The following is a 20,403-nucleotide window of genomic DNA, read 5'->3' on the forward strand; positions in this document are numbered from 1 at the left end:
TACTGACCTCACCTTCCGAAAGGCAACTACCATGCTCGCTCCGTCGTTCATCGCCCGCGCGGCTCTCGCGCTCACGATCGCCCTCGGCGGTCTTCTGGTGGCCCCCGCCGCCACCACAGCGGCACCGGCAGCGGCTGCGGCGACCACGGACACGGTCGGCGTCACCATCGGAGCGGTCGACCTCGACGGGCCGGCCATCGTCGAGGTGCCGGTCACCGTCCGCAACCAATCGACGGCGGCGCTGCGCAAGCTCACGGTCTCGCTCCGGGGACCGGTGGGCTGGCAGGTCGCCCCGGCTTCGCGGTCGGTCTCGGGAGCCGTGAAGCCGGGCGCCAGCGCCACCGTCACCTTCTCGGTGCGGGTGCCCGAGCGGCGTCCGGGCTTCCATCTGCGCACCTTCACCGCCACGGCCGCCTACCGCGGCGGTGACGGCGCGGGTGCCGCGGTCGGCACGCGGGTGGAGCGCTCCGGCGAGCCGATGGCCAATCTGGCGGCGGCCTTCAACAACACCGGGGTCACCGACGAGAGCGCCACCACCGCCGGGAACTTCGACGGTGCCGGCAACAGCTTCTCGGCCCAGAAGCTGGCCGACGTGGGCCTGGGCCGGGGGGCCGAGGTCGAGGCGCTGGGCGCCACCCTGACGATGCCCGACGTCGCGCCCGGCACGGCCGACAACGTCGCCAGCGGCGGCCAAGCCGTGAAGGTGAGCGGCAGCGGCGACGCGCTGGTCCTGCTCGGCTCGGGCAGCAGCTTCGGTGCCACGGGCACGGTCACCGTCTTCTACACCGACGGCACGTCGTCGACGGATGAGACCGGTCTGCCCAACTGGTCGTTCCAGGAGGCCGACGCGCACGGCGCGACGTTGGTCGCCTCGAGCGTCGGTCGCAACCGACCCGACGGGTACGGCGACGCGGCCTACCAGTACCGGGTCTTCGCCAACTCGGTGCCGCTGACCGCCGGCAAGACCGTCGACTTCGTGGTCCTGCCCGCCAACAGCGCCCTGCATGTGTTCGCGATGGGCCTCGCCGGCTGACCCGCTCGGGTAGGTTGCCGAAGTCAGGAGAGCACCCGAGCGAGTTCGAGGATCACATGTCCAGGCACACCCGGCTCGTGGCGGTGCTCACCGATGCCTGAGCGCGTCCTGCGCGTGGGGCTGGTGGGCTCCGGGCCCTGGGCCCGGCTGACCGTGGCGCCGGCGCTCGCCGCCGCACCCGAGGTGCGGCTGACCCACGGCTGGTCGCGCAACGACGCCGACCTCGCCGACCTGGCCCGCCGACACGGCTTCGAGCCGGCGAGCACCTACCTCGACCTGCTGGACCGGGTCGACGTCGTCGCGTTCTGCGTGCCGCCCGACGTCCAGGCCGGGCTGACGCCGGCGGCGTTGGACGCCGGCAAGGCGCTGCTGCTCGAGAAGCCGGTGGCCCGTCGGGTCGAGCAGGCCGAGCGGCTGCACGGACATCCCGAGCCGGTGCTCGTCCACTACTCCCGGCTGCTCGACAGCACCGTCGCCCCGTGGTTGGGCGCCGCGGCCGAACGCACGTGGTCATCGGCGAGAGCGGTGCTCACGAACACGGCCACGGTCGGCGACGACCCCTTCGGCCGATCTGCGTGGCGGCGCGAGACCGACGGCGCCCTGTGGGATCTCGGACCCCACGTGCTCGCCGCCCTGCAGGTCGCGCTCGGTGACGTGACGACCGTCTCGGCCCGCCGTACCGACGAGGGCATCGTGCTCGAGACCACCCATGCGCGAGGGGCGAGCGCGCATTCGCTGGTGTCGGTCTCGGCCTCCACGAAGCAGGACGTCCTCGAGCTGGTCGACGCTGACGACTGCGTGCACCGCCTGTCCCCGGACCCACGGCAGGGCGGGGTCCAGACCTACCGCGCGCTCGTCTCCGGCCTGGTGCCGCCGTCGGGCCCGTCCCGCGGCCCGTGCGCCGCGGCGGTGATGGATCCCGCCTTCAGTACCTCCGTGGTGGCGACGCTGGTCGCGGCATCGGCGGCCCTGCGAGCCGGGCCCGCCGCCTGACGGCCGGCTCCCCGCCCCGCGCGTAACAGCCACGACTCCACGCCGCTCTCGAGCAGGCTGGCGCCAACATCCTCTGCCCTCGATGTCGGCCCCGGAGCCGACGCCGGGACCGAGGCCGGGACCGAGGCCGGGGGCGGCGTACGATTCTCTTCCGTGGCTGACGTTGAGTTCCGATACTCCGACCTCCTCCCGACCGGCAAGGACGACACTCCTTACCGCTTGATCACGAGCGAGGGGGTGGAAGAGATCGAGGTCGACGGGCGCAAGTTCCTCAAGGTCGACCCCGAGGCGATCCGCCGGTTGACCGCCGAGGCGATGAAGGACATCAACCAGTACCTCCGCCCGGCCCACCTCCAGCAGCTGCGCAAGATCATCGACGACCCCGAGGCCTCCGGCAACGACCGCTTCGTCGCGCTCGACCTGCTCAAGAACGTCAACATCTCCGCCGGCGGGATCCTGCCGATGTGCCAGGACACCGGCACCGCGATCGTGATGGGCAAGAAGTCCGAGGGTGTGCTGACCGGCGCCGACGATGCCGAGACCGTCAGCCGCGGTGTCTTCGACGCCTACACCAAGCTCAACCTGCGCTACTCCCAGCTGGCGCCGCTGACCACGTACGAGGAGAAGAACACCGGTTCCAACCTCCCCGCGCAGGTCGAGATCTACTCGACCACGGAGGGCGAGAACGGTCCGGAGTACAAGTTCCTCTTCATGGCGAAGGGCGGCGGCTCGGCCAACAAGTCGTTCCTGTTCCAGGAGACCAAGGCGATCCTCAACCCCGACCGGATCCTGACCTTCCTCGACGAGAAGATCCGCTCGCTCGGCACGGCCGCCTGCCCGCCGTACCACCTCGCCGTCGTCATCGGCGGGACCTCCGCCGAGTTCGCGCTGAAGACGGCCAAGTACGCCTCGGCCCACTACCTCGACAACCTCCCGACCGAGGGCTCGATGAGCGCCCACGGCTTCCGCGACACCGACCTCGAGGAGAAGGTCTTCGAGCTGACCCAGTCCTTCGGGATCGGGGCCCAGTTCGGCGGCAAGTACTTCTGCCATGACGTACGCGTCGTCCGGCTGCCCCGCCACGGCGCCTCCTGCCCGGTGGCGATCGCGGTCTCCTGCTCCGCCGACCGCCAGGCGCTGGGCAAGATCACCCGCGACGGCGTCTTCCTCGAGCAGCTCGAGACCGACCCGGCGCAGTACATGCCCGACGCCGGCATGGCCGAGGAGATCGCGGCCGGCGAGGTCGTGGACATCGACCTGAACCAGCCGATGTCGGAGATCCTGGCGACGCTGTCGCAGCACCCGGTCAAGACCCGTCTCTCCCTGTCTGGCCCGATGGTCGTGGCCCGCGACATCGCGCACGCCAAGATCAAGGAGCGCCTCGACGCCGGCGAGGAGATGCCGGACTACCTGAAGAACCACCCGGTCTACTACGCCGGTCCCGCCAAGACGCCCGAGGGGATGGCCTCAGGCTCCTTCGGCCCGACCACCGCCGGCCGGATGGACTCCTACGTCGAGCAGTTCCAGGCCGCGGGCGGCTCGATGGTCATGCTCGCCAAGGGCAACCGCTCCAAGGTCGTGGCCGAGGCCTGCGGGACCTACGGCGGCTTCTACCTCGGCTCCATCGGTGGCCCCGCCGCCCGGCTGGCGCAGGACTGCATCAAGTCGGTCGAGGTGCTCGAATACCCCGAGCTCGGCATGGAGGCGGTCTGGAAGATCGAGGTCGAGAACTTCCCGGCCTTCATCGTCGTCGACGGCGAGGGCAACGACTTCTTCACCGACCCGAGCGGAACGACCACCGTCCCCCTGACCGGGATCCGGGTGCGCTCCAAGGAGCGCTGAGCGGGGGCCACACCCAATTCGCTGTCGCACTTCGTCTATCGGTCGTAGCATTCCTGCTATGTCCGATAGCGAGAGCACAACAGCGCTCACCGACCTAGCGCTCGACGTACGCGACCTGCGGGTGCGCTACGGCAGCAACGAGGTGCTCAAGGGCGTGACCTTCTCTGCCCGTCGCGGCGAGGTCGTCGCCCTGCTCGGCCCCAACGGCGCCGGCAAGACCACGACCATCGAGGTCCTCGAAGGATTCCGGATGCCGACCTCAGGCGACGTCTCGGTGCTGGGCTCCGACCCGGCACGGGGCGACGAGCGGTGGCGTGCGCGGGTCGGCGTGGTGCTCCAGTCATGGCGGGACCACAGCCGCTGGCGGGTGCGCGACCTGCTCGACTACCACGCGCGGTTCTACGCGCCGTACGCCACCGCTGAGGTCCCTCGCCCGTGGGACGTCGACGAGCTCCTCGCCGTCGTCGGCCTCACCGCCCACGCAGACCAGAGGGTGATGCGGCTCTCCGGCGGCCAGCGCCGCCGGGTCGACGTCGCGATCGGCATCGTCGGCCGTCCTGAGCTGGTGTTCCTCGACGAGCCGACGGCCGGCTTCGACCCGCACGCGCGACGAGAGTTCCACGAACTCGTGCACCGGCTCTCCGACTTCGAGAACACGACCGTGCTGCTGACCACCCACGACCTGGCCGAGGCGGAGAAGCTCGCCGACCGGATCCTCGTGCTCGACCGCGGCACGATTATCGCCGACGGCAGTCCCGACAAGCTGGCCCTCGACCTCGCGACCAAGGCGGAGGTCCGCTGGACCGCCGGAGGCGAGCGGCACGTGCACGCGGTCGAGGACCGCGACCCGACCGAGTTCGTACGCCGCCTGCTCGCGACCGACCCCGACGTGACTGAGCTCGAGGTGAAACGGGCCAACCTCGAGGACACCTACCTGGCGCTCGTCCAGCGGGTCGAGAGCGGCCAGGCCGAGGAGCACGAGAAACTGGAGGCGCTGTCATGATCACCACCGGCACGAAAGGTACGCGCGGCGTCGCCGTACGCGCCGGGCTGCACCGCGGGTGGCTGGAGACCAAGTATTCGCTGACCGACGTCGGCGACATCTTCTGGATGCTCCTGTTCCCGGTCAGCTTCACGGTGACGCTGCTGTTCATGCGCGGCAACACCGTGCCCGGCACCGACCTCGCACTGGGTGCGATGGTGCTGCCGAGCCTGATCGGGATGTCGATCGCCTTCGGCGGCCTCGCGGGCCCGGCGATGCAGATCGCCACCGACCGTGAGGACGGCACGCTGCTGCGGGCCAAAGCGACGCCCGACGGGATGCTCGGCTACCTGATCGGCAAGATCTGGTTCTTCGGACTGACCACGCTGGCCAGCCTGGTGCTGCTCGCGATTCCCGCGCTGACGGTGATCGGCGACCTCCGGATCGACGGCCGCACGGCGCTGCTGCTCCCAGTCATCTTCGTCGTCGGCATGGTCGCGACCGTTCCGATCGGGTCGGCGCTCGGCTCGATCTTCAAGTCGAGCGCCCAGTCGATGCTGATCATGCTGGCCTCGATGCTGTTGATCGCCATCTCCGGCATCTTCTACCCGATCACCGCGATGCCCACCTGGCTGCAGTGGGTCGGGCAGATCTTCCCCTTCTACTGGCTCGGGCTCGGCACGCGGTCCGCGATGATGCCTGCGGGGGCGGAGGCCGCGGAGATCGGAGACTCCTGGCGCACGGTCGAGATGTTCGGCGTCCTCGGCGTCTGGGCCGTGGTCGGCCTCGTGCTGGCACCGATCGTGCTCCGCCGGATGGCTCGCCGCCAGACCGGCTCCGCGATCGCTGCCGCGCGCGACAAGGTCATGACCAGGGGCTACTGACCTGTGGCCAACGAATCGGACACCGTCTACAACCGGATCGCGATGCTACGCGCCGAGCGTGGCATCTCCCGTCGGGAGCTCGCCGACGCCCTCGGCGTCCACTACCAGACCGTGGGCTACCTGGAGCGGGGCGAATACAGCCCCTCGTTGCATCTTGCTCTGCGGATCGCCGCCTACTTCGACGTCGCCGTCGACGTCGTCTTCGCCATCGAGCCGTTCAAGCGTCTCGGCGACTGATCCCATTCCTTCCGGAGCAGCCGAAGACCGGACGTCCGCCGACGCTGAGCCTCGGCGATGCGGGGCGACCGGCTAGGTTGATGGGCGCCGATCCCCGACGACGAGGAGACCCCCATGCAGTGCCCCATCGACGGTGCCACCCTGGTGATGAGCGAGCGCCAAGGCATCGAGATCGACTACTGCCCGCAGTGCCGTGGCGTGTGGCTGGACCGAGGCGAGATCGACAAGATCGTCGAACGGTCCGTCGGCGCCCCGCAGTCCGGCGGCTACCAGCAGCCCCGCCAGGAGCAGCGCGACGAGCGACGCTATGAGAAGCGGGACTACGAGAAGAAAGAGTACGAGCGGCGCGACTACGACGACGACCGGCGCCACGACAAGCGCCACAGCCACCACCGTGAGTCCTGGTTGGGTGACCTCTTCGGCTGATCCGGCTGGAGGCCACGAACGCGCTTGACGGTCCCTGCGACACACCGACATGCGGTGTGTCGCAGGGGTTTCCCGCAGGCTCTGTGGCCGCCGCTCACGTCGGAGCAGGGGCCCATGAGTTCATGGTGCACCAGCCCGGGAACGCTAGACGTCGTTGTCGCGCCGGTTCTCGGGCGGCGCCTCGCTCGGTCCGGACCCCTGCGTGTCCGGGCGGCCGGACTCGGAGTCGGGATAGCCCGCCGTCGAGTCCGCGGGCGCGATCGGCGTGCCGCCCTCGTCCTCGTCGAGGCGCTGGGTCTCGGAGACCTGCCCGGACTCGTCGGTGTATTCGGGGTCGTCGGGCCCCTCTGCTGGTAGCGGTTGTTGGCTCATGTCCGGTGCGGTACCCCGTTACCGGGAGAACCACTCCCGCCGGAGCAGCCCGAAGACCCACGAGTCCGAGACATCGCCGTTCACCACGCAGTCCTCGCGCAGCGTCCCCTCCAGCGTGAAGCCGAGCTTCTCCAGCACCCGGGCAGAGGCGGCGTTGCGGGTGTCGGCCTCCGCCTGGACCCGGTTGAGGTCGAGAGTGTCGAAGGCCCAGGTCAGGACGGCACCAGTCGCCTCGGTCGCATAGCCCTGACCCCAGGCCGCCGCGCCGAGGCAGTAGCCGAGCGACGCGCTGCGGAAGTCCGGGTTCCACGAGTTGAAGGTGCACCAGCCGAGGAATACGGAGTCCCGCTCGATGGCCACCCGGACGCCAGCCCCCTCCTCCGCCATCTCCTGAGACCTGGCGATGAACTGCCCGGCGCGAGCCCGATCGGTCCACGGCGGTGAGTCCCAGTAGCGCAGCACACGGGCGTCGCTCTGCAACGCGAAGAGGTCATCCGCGTCAGTGTCGGTGAACGGACGCAGCCGCAGCCGTGCCGTGGCGAGCGTCGGAGTGAGCAGCGACATGGCCCGATGCTGTCAGCCCGTGACCGCTCGCCGCATCAGGTTTTCGGTCACCGATGCTGAGGCTGCGATAGCCCGACCAGTTCGGCGTGCCCGTCACCCCAGGGCACCAGCCGCCTTCGCGTCGAGCACTCGCTGGATGAGATCAGTGGTCGAGATCCCCCTCGTACGCGGGACGCACTCGAGTTTGCCAGCGGCGAGCGCTGCACCATAGACGGCTTCCGCGCCAGCGGGTGAGAGGTCGTCGCCATGAACGACGGTCGCGATGTCGTGCTCGAGCAGGAAAGCATCATCGATCTGAAAGGGTGCGTCGGTGATGACCTCATCGACGTACTTGCATGCCTCGATCACCGCGACTCGCTCTTCCAAGGTCATGATCGGCGTGCGCTTGTAAGCCGCCGCAGTCTCGTCCGCCAGGACTCCGACGATGAGGTAGTCGCCGTGAGCGCGGGCTGCACGTAGCAGTTCGACGTGGCCCGCGTGGAAGAGGTCACCGACCATGTCGACATAGACCCGAGAGGTGTCGGAGCTTGCGGCCAGATCGTCCATGCCAACGCATCATGCCCCAGGTGCCGTCAGTCCGCAGCGAGCAAGTCGTGGTAGAAGGACCGCCTCGGGCCTTCCTCAACAGGACTGTCGGTGGTGTCGCTCTCATACTGGCCGACATGGATGCAGTCGAGGCTCTCGAACAGCTGGGTGGGATCGCCCGAGCTGCCGACATCATCGGCCTCTCCAGTCGACGTCGCGTTCGCACCGCGGTGTCGAACAAGGCGATCATCCACGTAGACCGCGACCGCTACGCCCTCCCCGTGACCGACCTCGGCCGTCGACTCGCGGTCAAGCACAATCTCCATCTCACCCATCTCAGCGCCGCACTCCATCACGGCTGGGAGGTCCGCACGTCTCCGAACGTCCCCCATCTCCTCCTGCCGAGCGGGCAGGAGCCGCCGACGAGCACGGCAAGATTCTGGACGTATGATGCCCGGCGCGAGGACGTGGAGGGCTGGTCCACCGGGCCGCTGCTCACCATCATGCTGTGCGCTCGCGACCTTCCGTTCGCGAGCGCGCTGACCGTCGCGGACTCGGCACTGCGTCACGGTTCACTGACGCACCAGGACCATGCTCACCGCCGACGGTTGGATCGTGCTGCGGTTCACCTACGACCAGGTCATGTTCCAGCCCGAGTATGTGTTGAGGTGCATCGAGATGGCGCTGTCCCAGCGAGCTGCGGCGGCCTGATGCGTACGAAGGCGGCCACAACCCGTGCCGGGAGGGCCACGACACGCCGACATCCAGCGTGTCGCGCGGCAGTACGGCAGCCGCTATGGCCGCCGCATCGAGGCCCGGCCGCTCACTGATCTCACCCGATGATGCGATCCGCCCGGGCGGATTCCTCGTGGGCCGCCTCGACCGCCTTGGCCGCCTCGTGCTCCGCCTGCTCGATCGCCTCGCGAGGCGACGGAACCGGCGGCGTACGTCCCGAGTCGTGGCCGTTGTCCGACCCCTTCGCCGACTGCATAGAGGAGGCGTTGTCGGCGAAGGCGCCGGTGACTGTGCGCATCGCTTCGGTGAGCTCGCCGGGGATGACCCAGAACGAGTTTCCGTGCGAAGCGAGCGAGGGCAGCATCTCGAGGTACTTGTAGGCGAGGACCTTGGGGTCGGCGTCGTTGGCGTGGACTGCCTGGAAGACCCGCTCGAGCGCCGTGGCCTCACCCTCGGCCTCGAGGATCCGGGCCTGCTGGTTGCCCTCCGCCTCCAGGATGGACTTCTGCCGGGTGCCCTCGGCCTCGAGGATCAGCGAGGCCCGCTTGCCCTCCGCGTGCAGGATGGCGGCGCGCTTGTCACGCTCGGCGCGCATCTGCTTCTCCATCGCCTCCTTGATCGAGGCCGGCGGGTCGATCGCCTTGATCTCGACCCGGTTGACCCGGATCCCCCACTTCCCGGTGGCGTCGTCGAGCACCTCACGCAGCCGCGCGTTGATCGTCTCGCGCGAGGTCAGGGTGCTCTCCAGGTCCATCGAGCCGATCAGGTTTCGCAGGGTCGTGACGGTGAGCTGGTCGATCGCCTGCAGGTAGTTGGCGACCTCGTACGCGGCCGACCGCGGGTCGGTGATCTGGTAGTAGAGCACCGTGTCGATGTTGACCACCAGGTTGTCCTCGGTGATCACCGGCCGCGGGTTGGAGGAGTAGACCGTCTCGCGTACGTCCAGCTTGGTGTTGACCCGGTCCACCAGCGGGATCACGAAGTTGAGCCCCGGCTGCAGGGTGATCCGGTAGCGCCCGAAGCGCTCGATGTTGTAGCGCCTGGCCTGCGGCACGATCCGCACCGTCGAGGCGACGGCCCCGACCACCAGCCCGACCAGAACCAGAACGATCAGCAGAAGTTCCATGTCGTACGTCTCCTCCTAGGGCGACAGCGACAGCGGGTCCCGCGGATGCACGAGCGCCGTCGCGCCTTCGATCTCGAGCACGTCGACCCGGCATCCGACAGGGATGACCAGGTCCTCGTCATAGGGGCGGGCGGTCCATTCCTCGCCCGCGAGCCGGACCAGCCCGTGCGCGTAGCTCACCTCCGCGACGACGACCGCCTGACGGCCGACCAGCGCGTCGGTGCCATCACGCACCGGCGGCGGCAGGGACATGTGACGGCGTGCGATCGGCCGCACCAGCAGCACGCTGCCACCACCGGCGAGCGCGAAGATCAGCATCTGCAGGAGCACGGGCGCGCCGAGGGCGGCACTGCCCGCGGCAAGCAGCGCCCCGCCGGCGACGAAAGCGAACGCCAGCGTCATCGTGAACGCCTCGGCAACTCCGAGCAGTACCGCGACGATGATCCAGAAGTACGACCACATAAGCCCACCAGACTCGGTTCCTCACCAGGGTACTCCCGGTGTGGTGGACATCACATGGGATCAGTGCGAGTTATTTCGCCCGTTCATCAGTGGCAGTCCCACCCACAGCGAGACGAACAGGACCAGCACGCCGAGGGCGGCGACGACCCCGGCTCCGAAGGAGAGGACGACGTCGAAGACGAGCAGCACGACCAGCGCCGAGGTGATCGCGATACCCGCCAGTCCGGCCCGCGCACAGGCGTGTGAGGCCGTGACCAGCCACGGCCGCTGGCGGCGCCGGAACAGGATCCGGTGGAAGGAGACCGGCGCGATGATCAGGGACGTGGTGATGACCGAGCCGACCAGCACCACGAGGTAGATCGTCTGCTGATGGTCGGCCAGGTCCGGGAAGCGTGGCGAGAACGGGACCGTCAGCAGGAACCCGGTCAGAATCTGCACACCCGTCTGCAGCACCCGAAGCTCCTGGAGGAGCTCGTTCCAGTTACGGGTGATCCGCTCCGCCGGGCCCTCGTCCGGACCACCACCCTCGATCGCGTCGTGGTGAAAGCTGCTCGTGGCCATCAGAACACCGGCCGTCCCCCAGTCACCCCGAGGACGGTGCCGGAGACGTAGGACGCCTCGGCCGGAGAGGCCAGGAACACGAACGCCGGCGCGACCTCGGCCGGCTGACCGGCTCGCCCCAGCGGTGTGTTGGCCCCGAACTTCTGCACCTTCTCCGGCGCCTGCGTCGCCGGCTGCAGCGGGGTCCAGATCGGCCCCGGCGCCACCGCGTTGACGCGGACCCCATCGGGTCCGAGCTCGGCGGCGAGGTTGACGGTGAAGTTGTTGATGGCCGCCTTCGTCGCGGCGTAGTCGAGCAGGCTGGTCGAGGGTTCGTACGCCTGGATGGAGGCGTTGTTGATGACGCAGCCGTTGCTCTTCTGCAGGTGCGGGACGGCTGCCCGGGTCAGCCAGAGGAGGGCGTACAGGTTCGTCTTGAACGTCCGGTCGATCCGCTCGTCGTCCATGTCCGTCAGACCCTTGTCGCGGGCGAACTGGTAGCCAGCGTTGTTGACCAGGATGTCGAGGCCGCCGAGCTCCTGCACGGTGCGTTCGACGACCTCGTCGCACGCCTCGCGCTCGCGCAGGTCGATCGGGATGGCCAGCGGAGTACGTCCGGCCTCCTCGACCAGGTTCGAGGTCGCCTGCGCGTCCGGCTCCTCCTCCGGGAGGTAGGTGAAGGCCACGTCGGCCCCCTCACGGGCGTACGCGATGGCGACCGCGCGGCCGATGCCGGAGTCGGCACCGGTGATGAGCGCGACCTTGCCATCGAGGCGGCCGTGGCCCTGGTAGCTGGACTCGCCGTGGTCGGGCAGCGGGTCCATCTCTCCGGTGAGCCCGGGAGGCTCCTGCTGCTGGGCTGGGAACTGGGTGTTGTCATCGCTCATGACCTGTCCGGTACCCATATCGGACACAATGGAACCGTGAGCGGGAGTGAATCGGTGATCGTCGACGGTGGCCTGGCCCTACGGCATCGAGCGGACGGCCACCTGGAGCTGCGGGCCAACGGGATCTTCGTGATGGACACCCGGGAGACCTCGACCGAGAAGGCGCTGGCCACGCACGCCCTCGAGCTGCACCCGGCGCCGAAGCACGTGCTCATCGGTGGCCTCGGGCTCGGGTTCACCCTCGAGGCCGTGCTGACCGACCCACGGGTCGAGGCGGTGACGGTCGTCGAGATCGAGCCGCGCCTGGTCGAGTGGATGCGGACCGGTCGGATCCCCCACGGCCCCGACCTGCTGAAGGACGAGCGCGTCCACATCGAGGTCGCCGACGTGGCCGTGGTCCTACGGGAGAGCCGGGCCGAGGCGTACGACGTCGTGCTGCTGGACGTCGACAACGGCCCCGGCTACCTGGTCCACGATGCCAACGGAGCCCTGTACGAGGCGCCCGCGCTGGCGGATGCGCGGCGAGCGACGGCCCCGGGTGGCACCGTGGTGGTGTGGTCGGCGGCGAAGGCTCCAGCGCTGCTGGAGGTGATGGCGCAGGTCTTCGACGACGCCGAGGCGCTCTCCTACCCGGTCGACCTGCAGGGGCACTCCGAGACGTACTGGCTCTATGTGGGCCGGCTCTCTGCCGGCGGGGTCTCGCGAGGGAATGGCACCAACTAGTCAAAGGTTGAATCAGACATGGCTGACATGAGCTTTCGCATCGAGCACGACTCCATGGGAGAGGTCCGGGTCCCGAAGGACGCGTTGTGGCGCGCCCAGACCCAGCGGGCCGTGGAGAACTTCCCCATCTCGGGCACGCCCATCGAGCCGGCGCTGATCCGTGCGATCGGTCATGTGAAGGCGGCCGCCGCCAAGGCCAACTTCGACCTCGGCGTCCTGCCCGGCGACAAGGCCGAGGCGATCATCGCCGCCGCGGGCGAGGTCTCCGAGGGCCGCCACGACGACGCGTTCCCGATCGACGTCTTCCAGACCGGTTCCGGCACCTCCTCCAACATGAACGCCAACGAGGTGATCGCGTCGTTGGTGGCGCGGGCGGGCGGCGACGTACATCCCAACGACCACGTCAACGCCTCCCAGTCCTCCAACGACACCTTTCCGACCGCGATCCACGTCGCGGCCGCCGTCGCCGTCACCGAGCAGCTGCTGCCCGCGATCGACGTGCTGGCCGGCTCCCTCGAGGCGAAGGCCGAGGAGTTCTCCGGCCTGGTGAAGTCGGGACGTACGCACCTGATGGACGCGACTCCGGTCACCCTGGGCCAGGAGTTCGGAGGGTACGCAGCCACCGTCCGCTACGCGGCCGAGCGGCTCGAGTCGGTGCTCCCGAGGGTGCGCGAGCTGGCGCTCGGCGGCACCGCGGTCGGGACCGGCATCAACACGCCTGCCGGATTCCCGCAGGCCGTGATCGCCGACCTCTCCAACCGCACCGGCCAGCCGTTCACCGAGGCCCGCAACCACTTCGAGGCCCAGGGCACCCGCGACTCGCTGGTCGAGCTCTCCGGCGTCCTGAAGACGCTCGCGGTCGGCCTGATCAAGATCAACAACGACCTGCGCTGGATGTCGTCCGGCCCCACCACCGGCCTGGCCGAGATCCACCTGCCCGACCTCCAGCCGGGCTCCTCGATCATGCCCGGCAAGGTCAACCCGGTGGTCCCGGAGGCGACCTTGATGGTCGCGTTCCAGGTGATCGGCAACGACGCGGCAGTGACCGCCGCCGGCGCCTCGGGCGCCTTCGAGCTCAACGTCGCGATGCCGGTGATGGCCCGCAACATCCTGGAGTCGATCCGCCTGCTCTCCACCTCGATGACCGTCTTGGCCGAGCGCACCGTCGACGGGATCGTCCCCGTCCCCGAGCGTCTCCGCGCCTACGCCGAGTCCTCCCCCTCGATCGTCACGCCGCTCAACAAGTACATCGGCTACGAGGCCGCCGCCAAGGTCGCCAAGCAGGCCCTCGCCGAGGGCGCCACGATCAAGGACACCGTCATCAAGCTCGGCTACGTCGCCGACGGCACCCTCACCGAGGCCCAGCTGGACGAGGCCCTGGACGTCGAGTCGATGACCCACCCCTGACCCGAGTCAGCACCTCTGGCGCGCCGAGAACGTAGTTGTGGGCGACGAAACGAGAGTTTCGTCGCCCACAACTGAAGATTCGGCCGCCAGAACTACAGATTCGGCGGATCAGTACCAGCCGACGGACTGGGAGTGGCTCCAGGCACCGCAGGGGGAACCGTAGCGGTCGTTGATGTAGCCGAGGCCCCACTCGATCTGGGTGGCGGGGTTGGTCTCCCAGTCCTCGCCGGCGGAGGCCATCTTGGAGCCGGGGAGGGCCTGCGGGATGCCGTAGGCGCTGGAGGAGGGGTTGGCGGCGGTCGGGTTCCAGCCCGACTCCTTCTCCCAGAGCGGCTCGAGGCAGGAGAACTGGTCCATCCCCCAGCCGAAGTCGCCGAGCATCGACTTGGCGATGTCCTTGGGGTTGCGCAGATCGATCTCGATCTCTTCGACGCCGGCGATGGCCCGTACGTCGTTGCCGGCCGACAGCGCGGCCTGCTTGCCGGGGTCGGCGACCTCGCGGCGGTCACCGGCCGAACGCGACAGAGAGGTCTCGTTGCCGCGGGCGGCGGACTCGGCCTCGATCGCGGCGCGCTGGGCGTCGGTGAGCTCGGGGATGTCGGCGGCTGCCGACTCACCCGCGCTCAGCGTCGGGTCGTCGGTGGCGGGCCCGGAGTAGGCCACCCCACCCGCGACTGCGGCGCCGGTCCCGCCGAGGGCGAGGACGGAGAGGAGGAGGGTTGTCTTGGCGGTCGTACGCGCAGCCTTGTGCGGAACGTCGACAAGCGGATTCGCTGGCGCACCGCGATGTCGCGGGGCACGATGAACAGGCTTGGTCACGGGCTCTCATTCGGGGGCTGAGGCATTGCAGACCCGCAAACAATGCATGAGCACCAACCTCGTATCAAACCGGACGCACCGTTTGTAGGTCAGAAATGACCGTCCTGAGCATCACTTTCGTAACATGAGTCACAGAAACCACAACGGCCCCAGACCTTTCGGGTCCAGGGCCGTTGACGTGACAAGGATTACGGCACGACGTTCTCCAACATCTCGGTGACGAGCGCGGCGATCGGCGAGCGCTCGGAGCGGGTCAGGGTGACGTGGGAGAAGAGCGGGTGGCCCTTCAGCTTCTCGATCACCGCGACCACGCCGTCGTGGCGTCCGACCCGGAGGTTGTCGCGCTGGGCGACGTCGTGGGTGAGCACGACCTTCGAGTTGGCGCCGATGCGGGAGAGCACCGTCAGGAGCACGTTGCGCTCCAGCGACTGCGCCTCGTCGACGATCACGAACGAGTCGTGGAGCGAGCGGCCGCGGATGTGGGTCAGCGGCAGCACCTCCAGCATGCCCCGGTCGATGATCTCGTCGATCACGTCCTGCGTGGTGACCGCGGAGAGCGTGTCGAAGACCGCCTGGCCCCACGGCGACATCTTCTCGCCCTCGGTGCCGGGCAGATAGCCGAGCTCCTGGCCGCCGACGGCGAAGAGCGGGCGGAAGATCAGCACCTTCTTGTGCTGGTTGCGCTCCATCACCGCCTCCAGCCCCGCGCACAGCGCCAGCGCGGACTTCCCGGTGCCGGCCCGGCCACCGAGGGAGACGATGCCGACCTCGGGGTCGAGCAGCATCTCGAGCGCGATCCGCTGCTCCGCGGAGCGGCCGTGGATCCCGAAGACCTCCCGGTCCCCGCGGACGAGGTGGACCTGCTTGTCGGGGCCGACCCGGCCGAGCGCGGTGCCGCGGTCCGACATCAGCACCAGACCGGTGTGGCAGGGCAGGTCGCGGGCCGCGTCGAGCTCGAGGACGCCGTCGTCGTAGAGCTCGTCGAGGGCCGCGGCGGCGACGTCCAGCTCGGCCATCCCGGAGTAGCCCGGGTCGGAGTCGTTGATCCGCTCACCGCGGTAGTCCTCGGCCTTCAGCCCGACCGCAGACGCCTTGATCCGCATCGGCAGGTCCTTGGAGACCAGGGTGACGTCGAGCCCGTCACCCTTCAGGTTGCGCGCGACCGCGAGGATCCGGGTGTCGTTGTCCCCGAGCCGGAATCCGCTCGGCAGCGAGGACGGGTCGGTGTGGTTGAGCTCGACACGGATGGTGCCGCCGTCGTCGCCGACCGGGACCGCGGTGTCCAGGCGGCCGTGGGTGATCCGCAGCCCGTCGAGCTGCCGGAGTGCGGAGCGGGCGAAGTAGCCCAGCTCCGGATGGTGCCGCTTTCCCTCCAGCTCGGTGATCACCACCACCGGGAGCACGACCTCGTGCTCGGCGAAGCGCGTCATTGCCTTCGGGTCCGAGAGCAGGACGCTGGTGTCGAGAACGAACGTACGCACTGAAGGCGACTCGCTCTCGGAGGGAACGGTTCCCGATTCTGGGGCATCCGACGCCGGTGTCGGAGCGGCCGACGTATCGGCCTCGGTGACATGCTCGTTCGTGGTTCGGTTGGCCACGCGGATCACCTCTCGCGACCGGCTCATACACCCATGAGTCCGGTCATTTCATCACTAATCAGATGGACCGGACGGTGGACCGTCAGTCGGGGTGCCGACCGCCTCACACCCGTCGGGATCGATGAGATCCTGACGCAGGTTCGGTTCGTGACTACTCACGTAACGGGCCTCCAGGTGCGACGGGAATTTGTTCCCCGTCGTTGGTACAACGCTACGACGCCGGACCAACGGTCTGTGGCAACACGAACGATTTTTCTTTGTGAACACCTGGTGACACCACCGAAATGTTCCGTCCAGCGGTCACCTTCCGAGGCGACGCTCGCGGTGGGCGTAGGCCCGCAAGGCCCGCAGGAAGTCGGTGCGCCGGAAGTCGGGCCAGTAGGCCTCGCAGAAGTAGAACTCCGACTTCGCGCTCTGCCACAGCAGGAATCCGCCCAGGCGCTGCTCCCCCGACGTACGGATCACCAGGTCGGGGTCGGGCTGGCCCTTGGTGTAGAGGTGGTCGGCGATGTGCTCGACGTCGATGATCTGGGCGAGCTCCTCCAGCGAGGTGCCGCGGGTGGCGTGCTCGTTCAGCAGGGCGCGTACGGCATCGGCGATCTCGCGGCGGCCGCCGTAGCCGACCGCGACGTTGACCAGCATCCCGTCGACGTCCCGGGTCGCCTCCTCGGCAGCCTTGAGGCGCTGGGACAGCCAGTCGGGCAGGAGATCGAGCGCGCCGACCGGGTGCAGCCGCCAGCGGCGTACGTCCGCCAGCGAGTCGACCGCGTCGGCGATGATCTCGAGGAGCGGTGCCAGCTCGTCGGCGGGGCGGTTGAGGTTGTCGGTGGAGAGCAGCCACAGGGTGACCACCTCGATGCCGATCTCGTCGCACCAGGTGAGCAGCGGCTCGATGTTGGCCGCGCCGGCCCGGTGGCCGTGGGCGGTCGACTGGCCGACCTCCTTGGCCCAGCGACGGTTGCCGTCGAGCATCACCCCGACGTGCTTGGGCAGCTTGGAGGCATCGAGCTTGCGGAGCATCCGCGCCTCGTAGGCTGGGTAGAGAACCCGCCGTACGCCTTCCTTCCAGTCTGCCACGTGCAGAAGGGTATCGGCGCCGTGCCCACATCTCCCAGCGGGACGGGGTTCACCCCATCTTCAGGTCGAGCCGATAGCCTTGGCCGTTATGAGCGAGATGACGGACGCGATGCGCATCAAGGTCGGCACGATCACCGACTCGGTCTCGTCGAGCGTTCACGAGGCGCTCCCGAAGCTGCGCGGCTGGATCCACCTGGCCAGCGCCCCGCTCACCCTGGCGGCCGGGATCGTGCTGATCGTGCTCGCCCCCGCGGGCGCGCCACGGATCGGCGCGGCGGTGTTCACGATGGCCGCTCTGCTGCTCTTCACCGTCTCCGCGATCTACCACCGCAGCAACGCGATGGGGAAGTTGAGCCCACGCTCTCACACCATCCTGAAGCGCTGGGACCACGCCAACATCATGCTGATGATCGCGGGCTCCTACACGCCGTTCTCGCTGCTGCTCCTCGACGGCGTCACCCAGGTCGTGCTGCTCTCGGTGGTCTGGACCGGGGCCATCCTGGGCGTCTTCTTCCGGGTCTTCTGGCCCGAGGCACCGCGCTGGCTGTACGTCCCGAACTACATCGCGCTCGGCTGGGCGGCGATCTTCTTCATCCCGTCCTTCTTCACCGGCGCCGTCGCCCTGGGCGTCGGGATCGGGATCGCCACCTTCACGCTGATCTGTGTCGGCGGCGCGCTCTACACCGCCGGCGGTGTCATCTACGGCTTCAAGCGGCCCAACCCGTGGCCGCAGTGGTTCGGCTTCCACGAGGTCTTCCACACCTTCACGATCCTCGCATTCATCGTGCACTACACCGGCGTCTCGCTGGCGACGTACTCGCTGCGCTGAGCCTGATCCTGGGCGCGCGCCGCGGCGGCGTGCCGGGCGAGCACCGCGGTGAGGATTCCGGTGACGGCGAAGAGCCCGCCCAGCACCATCCAGCCACCGGTGCCGTGGTCGATCGCGGTGGCGGTCACCACCAGAGGCGCGAGCATGTGCGCCAGGGCGTACCCCATTTGGCTCACGCCCTGGTAGGCGCCTGCCCGCTCCTGGTCGGCGAGCTCGAACGCCAGCCCCCAGCTGCCCGCCTCGCCGCGCGTCTCGGCCGCCGAGGCGGCCAGCGCGGCGAGCAGCAACAGGCACGTGGCGAACACCGGGCCCGCATAGGCCGCCCCCGCGAAGAGCAGGCAGGCGGCGAGCAGCAGGAACCCGGCGCCTCTCACCGCCCGGCCCGCTATGGCGATGTCGTGGGTGCCGCGCGAGGCCCGCACCTGGAAGAGGGCGACGTAGACGGTGTTCACCACCAGGAGCAGCGAGACGAGGACCGTCGGCGCGTCGGTGTGGTCGGCCACCCACAGCGGCACCCCGATCGAGGTCACCCCGAAGTGGATCGCCATCACCCCGCTGAGCACGGTCGCGGTCACATAGGTGCGGTCGCGCAGCGGTGAGGGTCCCGCGGCCACCGTCGGCCCGGAGCCGGCGTCCATGCACGCGGCCAGGCCGGCGACCCGGCGCCTGAGCCCGATGAGCGGCACCGCCGCGAGCGTGGTGAGCACCCCGACGAGCACCATCGTGGTGCGATAGGCGGCCCCGGTGTCGACCGCCAGTGCCAGTGCGGCGAGCAGGGTGCCCACGCCGATCATCACGTTCATGACCACGCGCAGCCGGGCACGTACGGCGACCCGGTCGGGGCCGTCGAACCAGCGCGCGACCAGCGTCGACTGGGCGCTCGACTGGAAGCCTCGCGAGGCCGAGACCCACGTCGCGACCAGCACGAACGCGGCGACGTCACGCGCCAGGGCGTAGGCGAGCAGGGCGATGCCGTAGCTCGCCATCGCCCACAGCTGCACCCGGTCGGCGCCCCACCGGTCGCTGAGCCGCCCACCTGCGTACGTCGCCACGACGCCGACTGCCCCGGCGACGGTCAGGCCGACGCCGACGGTCACCGCCGAGAGGCCGATCGTGCGGGTGAAGTAGAGCGCGCTGACCGCGAAGAACATGCCGCGGGCGAGCGAGAGGGCGGCGACCGCGCCGACGAGCGGGCGCTCGACCGGGTCGCTGGGAAGGCGGATCATGGGCCCAGTTGTCGCACCCCGCGCCCGCGAGCGCTAACGATGTAGCGTATTGCTTCATGATCAGGTATGAGCTGGCCGGTCCCGACCTGAGCGAGGTCCGGTTCGCCATCTCACCGCTCAACGAGCTCACCCTCTCGTTGCGAGCGCTGCGCGACCCCGGCCGGTTCCCGCTCCACCTGCCCTGGCTGCGCACGGTCGCCACCGCCGACCTGGATCGGGAGACCCTGCTGGCGCTGACCAACGAGCGCCTCTGGACGCCGGACTTCCTCAACCCGCGACCGCGCAACCCGCTCGCCCGGCTCGAGGACGAGCTCGAGGTGATCGCGGCGACCTCGCCGCAGCGCGTACGCGCCGACCTCGACGCGGTCCACTTCGACAGCGGCCCGCCACCGGTCCTGACCGGACGCCCGCAGGTGGTGCTGCGCCGCGTCCTCACCGCCCTCCGCGACTACTGGGACGTCTGCTTCGAACCGCACTGGCAGCGGATGCGAGCGGTGCTGGAGGCCGACATCGTTCATCGCGGCCGGACGATCGTCCACTCCGGCATGGCGTCGATGTTCGCCGGCATCTCGCCGCGAGTCGCCCTCGCCGACGACCTCCTCACGATCCGGCTCACCACGTCGAAGGTCGACTACCGGCGTACGACCGCTGGCGACGGACTCACCCTGGTGCCCACCCTGTTCAGCCGCAACCCGTCGACACCGATCTCGCCCGAGGAGCCGCCGGTCATGTTCTACCCGGCGCGTGGCCTCGGCACGCTGTGGACCAGCGACCGGCCGCAGGCGCCGCACGCGCTGCGCGACCTCATCGGCGAGACCCGCTCCGGGCTCCTCACCCTGCTGGAGGCTCCGGCCTCGTCGACCGAGCTGGCCGTACGTCTCGGGGTGACCGCAACGGCCGTCAACCAGCACCTGCGGGCGATGCGCGCCGCAGGACTGCTGACCTCCGCCCGCCACGGCCGATCGGTGCTCTATCTCCGTTCCGACCTGGGCGATCGTCTGGTCGACGCCGTCAGGTGACCTCGAGACGACGAAAGGGGCGGACATGGACCGTACGCACGCCGACACGCACAACGTCGTGACCGTCGGCCAGCAGAACGCTGATCACCGCGTCGCC

Annotated in this window: 24 protein-coding genes; 12 read left to right on the forward strand and 12 right to left on the reverse strand. The window is 69.2% G+C overall.

Annotated elements, in window-relative coordinates; genetic code table 11:
- The first annotated feature begins 31 nt into the window (after positions 1-31).
- The 7 genes from ABZY89_RS26165 to ABZY89_RS26195 all read left to right on the forward strand — a co-directional run bounded on the left by ABZY89_RS26165 (position 32) and on the right by ABZY89_RS26195 (position 6,397).
- Positions 32-1,033 (forward strand): NEW3 domain-containing protein, encoded by a 1,002-nt coding sequence (locus ABZY89_RS26165; protein ID WP_355231944.1) that lies wholly within the window; start codon positions 32-34, stop codon positions 1,031-1,033.
- Positions 1,034-1,126: 93 nt separating this feature from the next.
- The gene (locus tag ABZY89_RS26170; protein ID WP_355231945.1) at positions 1,127-2,026 is read left to right on the forward strand and encodes a Gfo/Idh/MocA family oxidoreductase; all 900 of its coding nucleotides are present in this window, start codon (positions 1,127-1,129) and stop codon (positions 2,024-2,026) included.
- Between the two features lie 153 nt (positions 2,027-2,179).
- The gene (locus tag ABZY89_RS26175) at positions 2,180-3,868 is read left to right on the forward strand and encodes a fumarate hydratase (RefSeq protein WP_355231947.1); all 1,689 of its coding nucleotides are present in this window, start codon (positions 2,180-2,182) and stop codon (positions 3,866-3,868) included.
- A 58-nt stretch (positions 3,869-3,926) separates the two neighbouring features.
- Positions 3,927-4,871, forward strand: coding sequence for an ABC transporter ATP-binding protein (locus ABZY89_RS26180; protein ID WP_355231949.1), 945 nt, complete (start codon positions 3,927-3,929; stop codon positions 4,869-4,871).
- The gene (locus ABZY89_RS26185) at positions 4,868-5,734 is read left to right on the forward strand and encodes an ABC transporter permease (protein WP_355231951.1); all 867 of its coding nucleotides are present in this window, start codon (positions 4,868-4,870) and stop codon (positions 5,732-5,734) included. Before ABZY89_RS26180 ends, ABZY89_RS26185 begins: the two co-directional genes overlap by 4 nt.
- Positions 5,735-5,737: 3 nt before the next feature.
- Positions 5,738-5,971: a helix-turn-helix transcriptional regulator gene (locus tag ABZY89_RS26190; RefSeq protein WP_292648302.1), complete on the forward strand. Its 234-nt coding sequence runs from the start codon at positions 5,738-5,740 to the stop codon at positions 5,969-5,971.
- A 114-nt stretch (positions 5,972-6,085) separates the two neighbouring features.
- The gene (locus ABZY89_RS26195) at positions 6,086-6,397 is read left to right on the forward strand and encodes a zf-TFIIB domain-containing protein (RefSeq protein ID WP_355231952.1); all 312 of its coding nucleotides are present in this window, start codon (positions 6,086-6,088) and stop codon (positions 6,395-6,397) included.
- A gap of 144 nt (positions 6,398-6,541) precedes the next feature.
- Here ABZY89_RS26195 and ABZY89_RS26200 read toward each other — a convergent pair whose 3' ends face one another.
- From ABZY89_RS26200 to ABZY89_RS26215, 4 genes are all read right to left on the reverse strand, one after another.
- Positions 6,542-6,769 carry a hypothetical protein gene (locus ABZY89_RS26200; protein WP_355231954.1) on the reverse strand — a complete coding sequence of 76 codons (228 nt, stop codon included), beginning with the start codon at positions 6,767-6,769 and terminating at the stop codon, positions 6,542-6,544.
- Between the two features lie 18 nt (positions 6,770-6,787).
- Positions 6,788-7,333 (reverse strand): GNAT family N-acetyltransferase, encoded by a 546-nt coding sequence (locus tag ABZY89_RS26205; protein ID WP_355231956.1) that lies wholly within the window; start codon positions 7,331-7,333, stop codon positions 6,788-6,790.
- A 93-nt stretch (positions 7,334-7,426) separates the two neighbouring features.
- Positions 7,427-7,879, reverse strand: coding sequence for an adenylyltransferase/cytidyltransferase family protein (locus ABZY89_RS26210; protein WP_355231958.1), 453 nt, complete (start codon positions 7,877-7,879; stop codon positions 7,427-7,429).
- Positions 7,880-7,905: 26 nt separating this feature from the next.
- On the reverse strand, positions 7,906-8,193 hold the full coding sequence (locus tag ABZY89_RS26215) for a hypothetical protein (protein WP_355231959.1): 288 nt from the start codon (positions 8,191-8,193) through the stop codon (positions 7,906-7,908).
- Positions 8,194-8,449: 256 nt separating this feature from the next.
- Between ABZY89_RS26215 and ABZY89_RS26220 the strand changes: the two genes are divergently transcribed.
- Positions 8,450-8,569: a hypothetical protein gene (locus ABZY89_RS26220; protein WP_355231961.1), complete on the forward strand. Its 120-nt coding sequence runs from the start codon at positions 8,450-8,452 to the stop codon at positions 8,567-8,569.
- A gap of 121 nt (positions 8,570-8,690) precedes the next feature.
- Here the strand turns inward: ABZY89_RS26220 and ABZY89_RS26225 are convergent, their stop codons facing one another.
- Genes ABZY89_RS26225 through ABZY89_RS26240 form a run of 4 tightly spaced genes read right to left on the reverse strand, consistent with a single transcriptional unit; the run spans position 8,691 to position 11,608 of the window.
- A complete protein-coding gene (locus tag ABZY89_RS26225) occupies positions 8,691-9,719 on the reverse strand; it encodes an SPFH domain-containing protein (RefSeq protein ID WP_355231963.1) in 1,029 nt (342 codons plus the stop codon).
- Positions 9,720-9,734: 15 nt separating this feature from the next.
- Positions 9,735-10,181: an NfeD family protein gene (locus ABZY89_RS26230; protein ID WP_355231965.1), complete on the reverse strand. Its 447-nt coding sequence runs from the start codon at positions 10,179-10,181 to the stop codon at positions 9,735-9,737.
- A 60-nt stretch (positions 10,182-10,241) separates the two neighbouring features.
- Positions 10,242-10,742 (reverse strand): DUF6328 family protein, encoded by a 501-nt coding sequence (locus tag ABZY89_RS26235; protein WP_355231967.1) that lies wholly within the window; start codon positions 10,740-10,742, stop codon positions 10,242-10,244.
- Positions 10,742-11,608: a glucose 1-dehydrogenase gene (locus ABZY89_RS26240; RefSeq protein WP_355231969.1), complete on the reverse strand. Its 867-nt coding sequence runs from the start codon at positions 11,606-11,608 to the stop codon at positions 10,742-10,744. The genes ABZY89_RS26235 and ABZY89_RS26240 overlap by 1 nt, the downstream gene beginning before the upstream one ends.
- 36 nt (positions 11,609-11,644) lie before the next feature.
- On the opposite strand from ABZY89_RS26240, the gene ABZY89_RS26245 reads away from it, so the two are divergent.
- Both ABZY89_RS26245 and ABZY89_RS26250 read left to right on the forward strand, forming a co-directional pair.
- On the forward strand, positions 11,645-12,331 hold the full coding sequence (locus tag ABZY89_RS26245) for a hypothetical protein (protein ID WP_355231971.1): 687 nt from the start codon (positions 11,645-11,647) through the stop codon (positions 12,329-12,331).
- An 18-nt stretch (positions 12,332-12,349) separates the two neighbouring features.
- The gene (locus ABZY89_RS26250) at positions 12,350-13,738 is read left to right on the forward strand and encodes a class II fumarate hydratase (protein ID WP_355231973.1); all 1,389 of its coding nucleotides are present in this window, start codon (positions 12,350-12,352) and stop codon (positions 13,736-13,738) included.
- 108 nt (positions 13,739-13,846) lie between these two features.
- Here ABZY89_RS26250 and ABZY89_RS26255 read toward each other — a convergent pair whose 3' ends face one another.
- From ABZY89_RS26255 to ABZY89_RS26265, 3 genes are all read right to left on the reverse strand, one after another.
- Positions 13,847-14,557, reverse strand: a complete 711-nt coding sequence (locus ABZY89_RS26255; protein ID WP_355231975.1) for a transglycosylase SLT domain-containing protein — start codon at positions 14,555-14,557, stop codon at positions 13,847-13,849.
- A 188-nt stretch (positions 14,558-14,745) separates the two neighbouring features.
- Positions 14,746-16,038, reverse strand: a complete 1,293-nt coding sequence (locus ABZY89_RS26260) for a PhoH family protein (protein WP_355231984.1) — start codon at positions 16,036-16,038, stop codon at positions 14,746-14,748.
- 417 nt (positions 16,039-16,455) lie between these two features.
- Entirely contained in the window at positions 16,456-17,232 is a 777-nt protein-coding gene (locus ABZY89_RS26265; RefSeq protein ID WP_355231977.1) for an isoprenyl transferase, read from the reverse strand.
- Between the two features lie 88 nt (positions 17,233-17,320).
- On the opposite strand from ABZY89_RS26265, the gene ABZY89_RS26270 reads away from it, so the two are divergent.
- Positions 17,321-18,061 (forward strand): hemolysin III family protein, encoded by a 741-nt coding sequence (locus tag ABZY89_RS26270; protein ID WP_355231978.1) that lies wholly within the window; start codon positions 17,321-17,323, stop codon positions 18,059-18,061.
- On the opposite strand, the gene ABZY89_RS26275 is transcribed toward ABZY89_RS26270, so the two are convergent.
- Entirely contained in the window at positions 18,022-19,287 is a 1,266-nt protein-coding gene (locus ABZY89_RS26275) for an MFS transporter (RefSeq protein ID WP_355231980.1), read from the reverse strand. The genes ABZY89_RS26270 and ABZY89_RS26275 overlap by 40 nt on opposite strands.
- Before the next feature lie 56 nt (positions 19,288-19,343).
- Here ABZY89_RS26275 and ABZY89_RS26280 point away from each other — a divergent pair, with 56 nt between their 5' ends.
- Positions 19,344-20,306, forward strand: coding sequence for a DUF5937 family protein (locus ABZY89_RS26280; RefSeq protein ID WP_355231982.1), 963 nt, complete (start codon positions 19,344-19,346; stop codon positions 20,304-20,306).
- The last annotated feature ends 97 nt before the right edge of the window (positions 20,307-20,403 follow it).

It is taken from the genome of Nocardioides sp. NPDC006303 (genome assembly GCF_040613175.1).
GTDB lineage: Bacteria > Actinomycetota > Actinomycetes > Propionibacteriales > Nocardioidaceae > Nocardioides.

Coding starts and splice junctions, on each gene's coding strand:
- ABZY89_RS26165 (WP_355231944.1), top strand. CDS start 32: ATGCTCGCTCCGTCGTTCATCGCCCGCGCGGCTCTCGCGCTCACGATC.
- ABZY89_RS26170 (WP_355231945.1), top strand. CDS start 1,127: ATGCCTGAGCGCGTCCTGCGCGTGGGGCTGGTGGGCTCCGGGCCCTGG.
- ABZY89_RS26180 (WP_355231949.1), top strand. CDS start 3,927: ATGTCCGATAGCGAGAGCACAACAGCGCTCACCGACCTAGCGCTCGAC.
- ABZY89_RS26185 (WP_355231951.1), top strand. CDS start 4,868: ATGATCACCACCGGCACGAAAGGTACGCGCGGCGTCGCCGTACGCGCC.
- ABZY89_RS26195 (WP_355231952.1), top strand. CDS start 6,086: ATGCAGTGCCCCATCGACGGTGCCACCCTGGTGATGAGCGAGCGCCAA.
- ABZY89_RS26200 (WP_355231954.1), bottom strand. CDS start 6,769: ATGAGCCAACAACCGCTACCAGCAGAGGGGCCCGACGACCCCGAATAC.
- ABZY89_RS26205 (WP_355231956.1), bottom strand. CDS start 7,333: ATGTCGCTGCTCACTCCGACGCTCGCCACGGCACGGCTGCGGCTGCGT.
- ABZY89_RS26210 (WP_355231958.1), bottom strand. CDS start 7,879: ATGGACGATCTGGCCGCAAGCTCCGACACCTCTCGGGTCTATGTCGAC.
- ABZY89_RS26215 (WP_355231959.1), bottom strand. CDS start 8,193: ATGGGTGAGATGGAGATTGTGCTTGACCGCGAGTCGACGGCCGAGGTC.
- ABZY89_RS26220 (WP_355231961.1), top strand. CDS start 8,450: ATGCTCACCGCCGACGGTTGGATCGTGCTGCGGTTCACCTACGACCAG.
- ABZY89_RS26225 (WP_355231963.1), bottom strand. CDS start 9,719: ATGGAACTTCTGCTGATCGTTCTGGTTCTGGTCGGGCTGGTGGTCGGG.
- ABZY89_RS26230 (WP_355231965.1), bottom strand. CDS start 10,181: ATGTGGTCGTACTTCTGGATCATCGTCGCGGTACTGCTCGGAGTTGCC.
- ABZY89_RS26235 (WP_355231967.1), bottom strand. CDS start 10,742: ATGGCCACGAGCAGCTTTCACCACGACGCGATCGAGGGTGGTGGTCCG.
- ABZY89_RS26240 (WP_355231969.1), bottom strand. CDS start 11,608: ATGAGCGATGACAACACCCAGTTCCCAGCCCAGCAGCAGGAGCCTCCC.
- ABZY89_RS26250 (WP_355231973.1), top strand. CDS start 12,350: ATGGCTGACATGAGCTTTCGCATCGAGCACGACTCCATGGGAGAGGTC.
- ABZY89_RS26270 (WP_355231978.1), top strand. CDS start 17,321: ATGAGCGAGATGACGGACGCGATGCGCATCAAGGTCGGCACGATCACC.
- ABZY89_RS26275 (WP_355231980.1), bottom strand. CDS start 19,287: ATGATCCGCCTTCCCAGCGACCCGGTCGAGCGCCCGCTCGTCGGCGCG.
- ABZY89_RS26280 (WP_355231982.1), top strand. CDS start 19,344: ATGATCAGGTATGAGCTGGCCGGTCCCGACCTGAGCGAGGTCCGGTTC.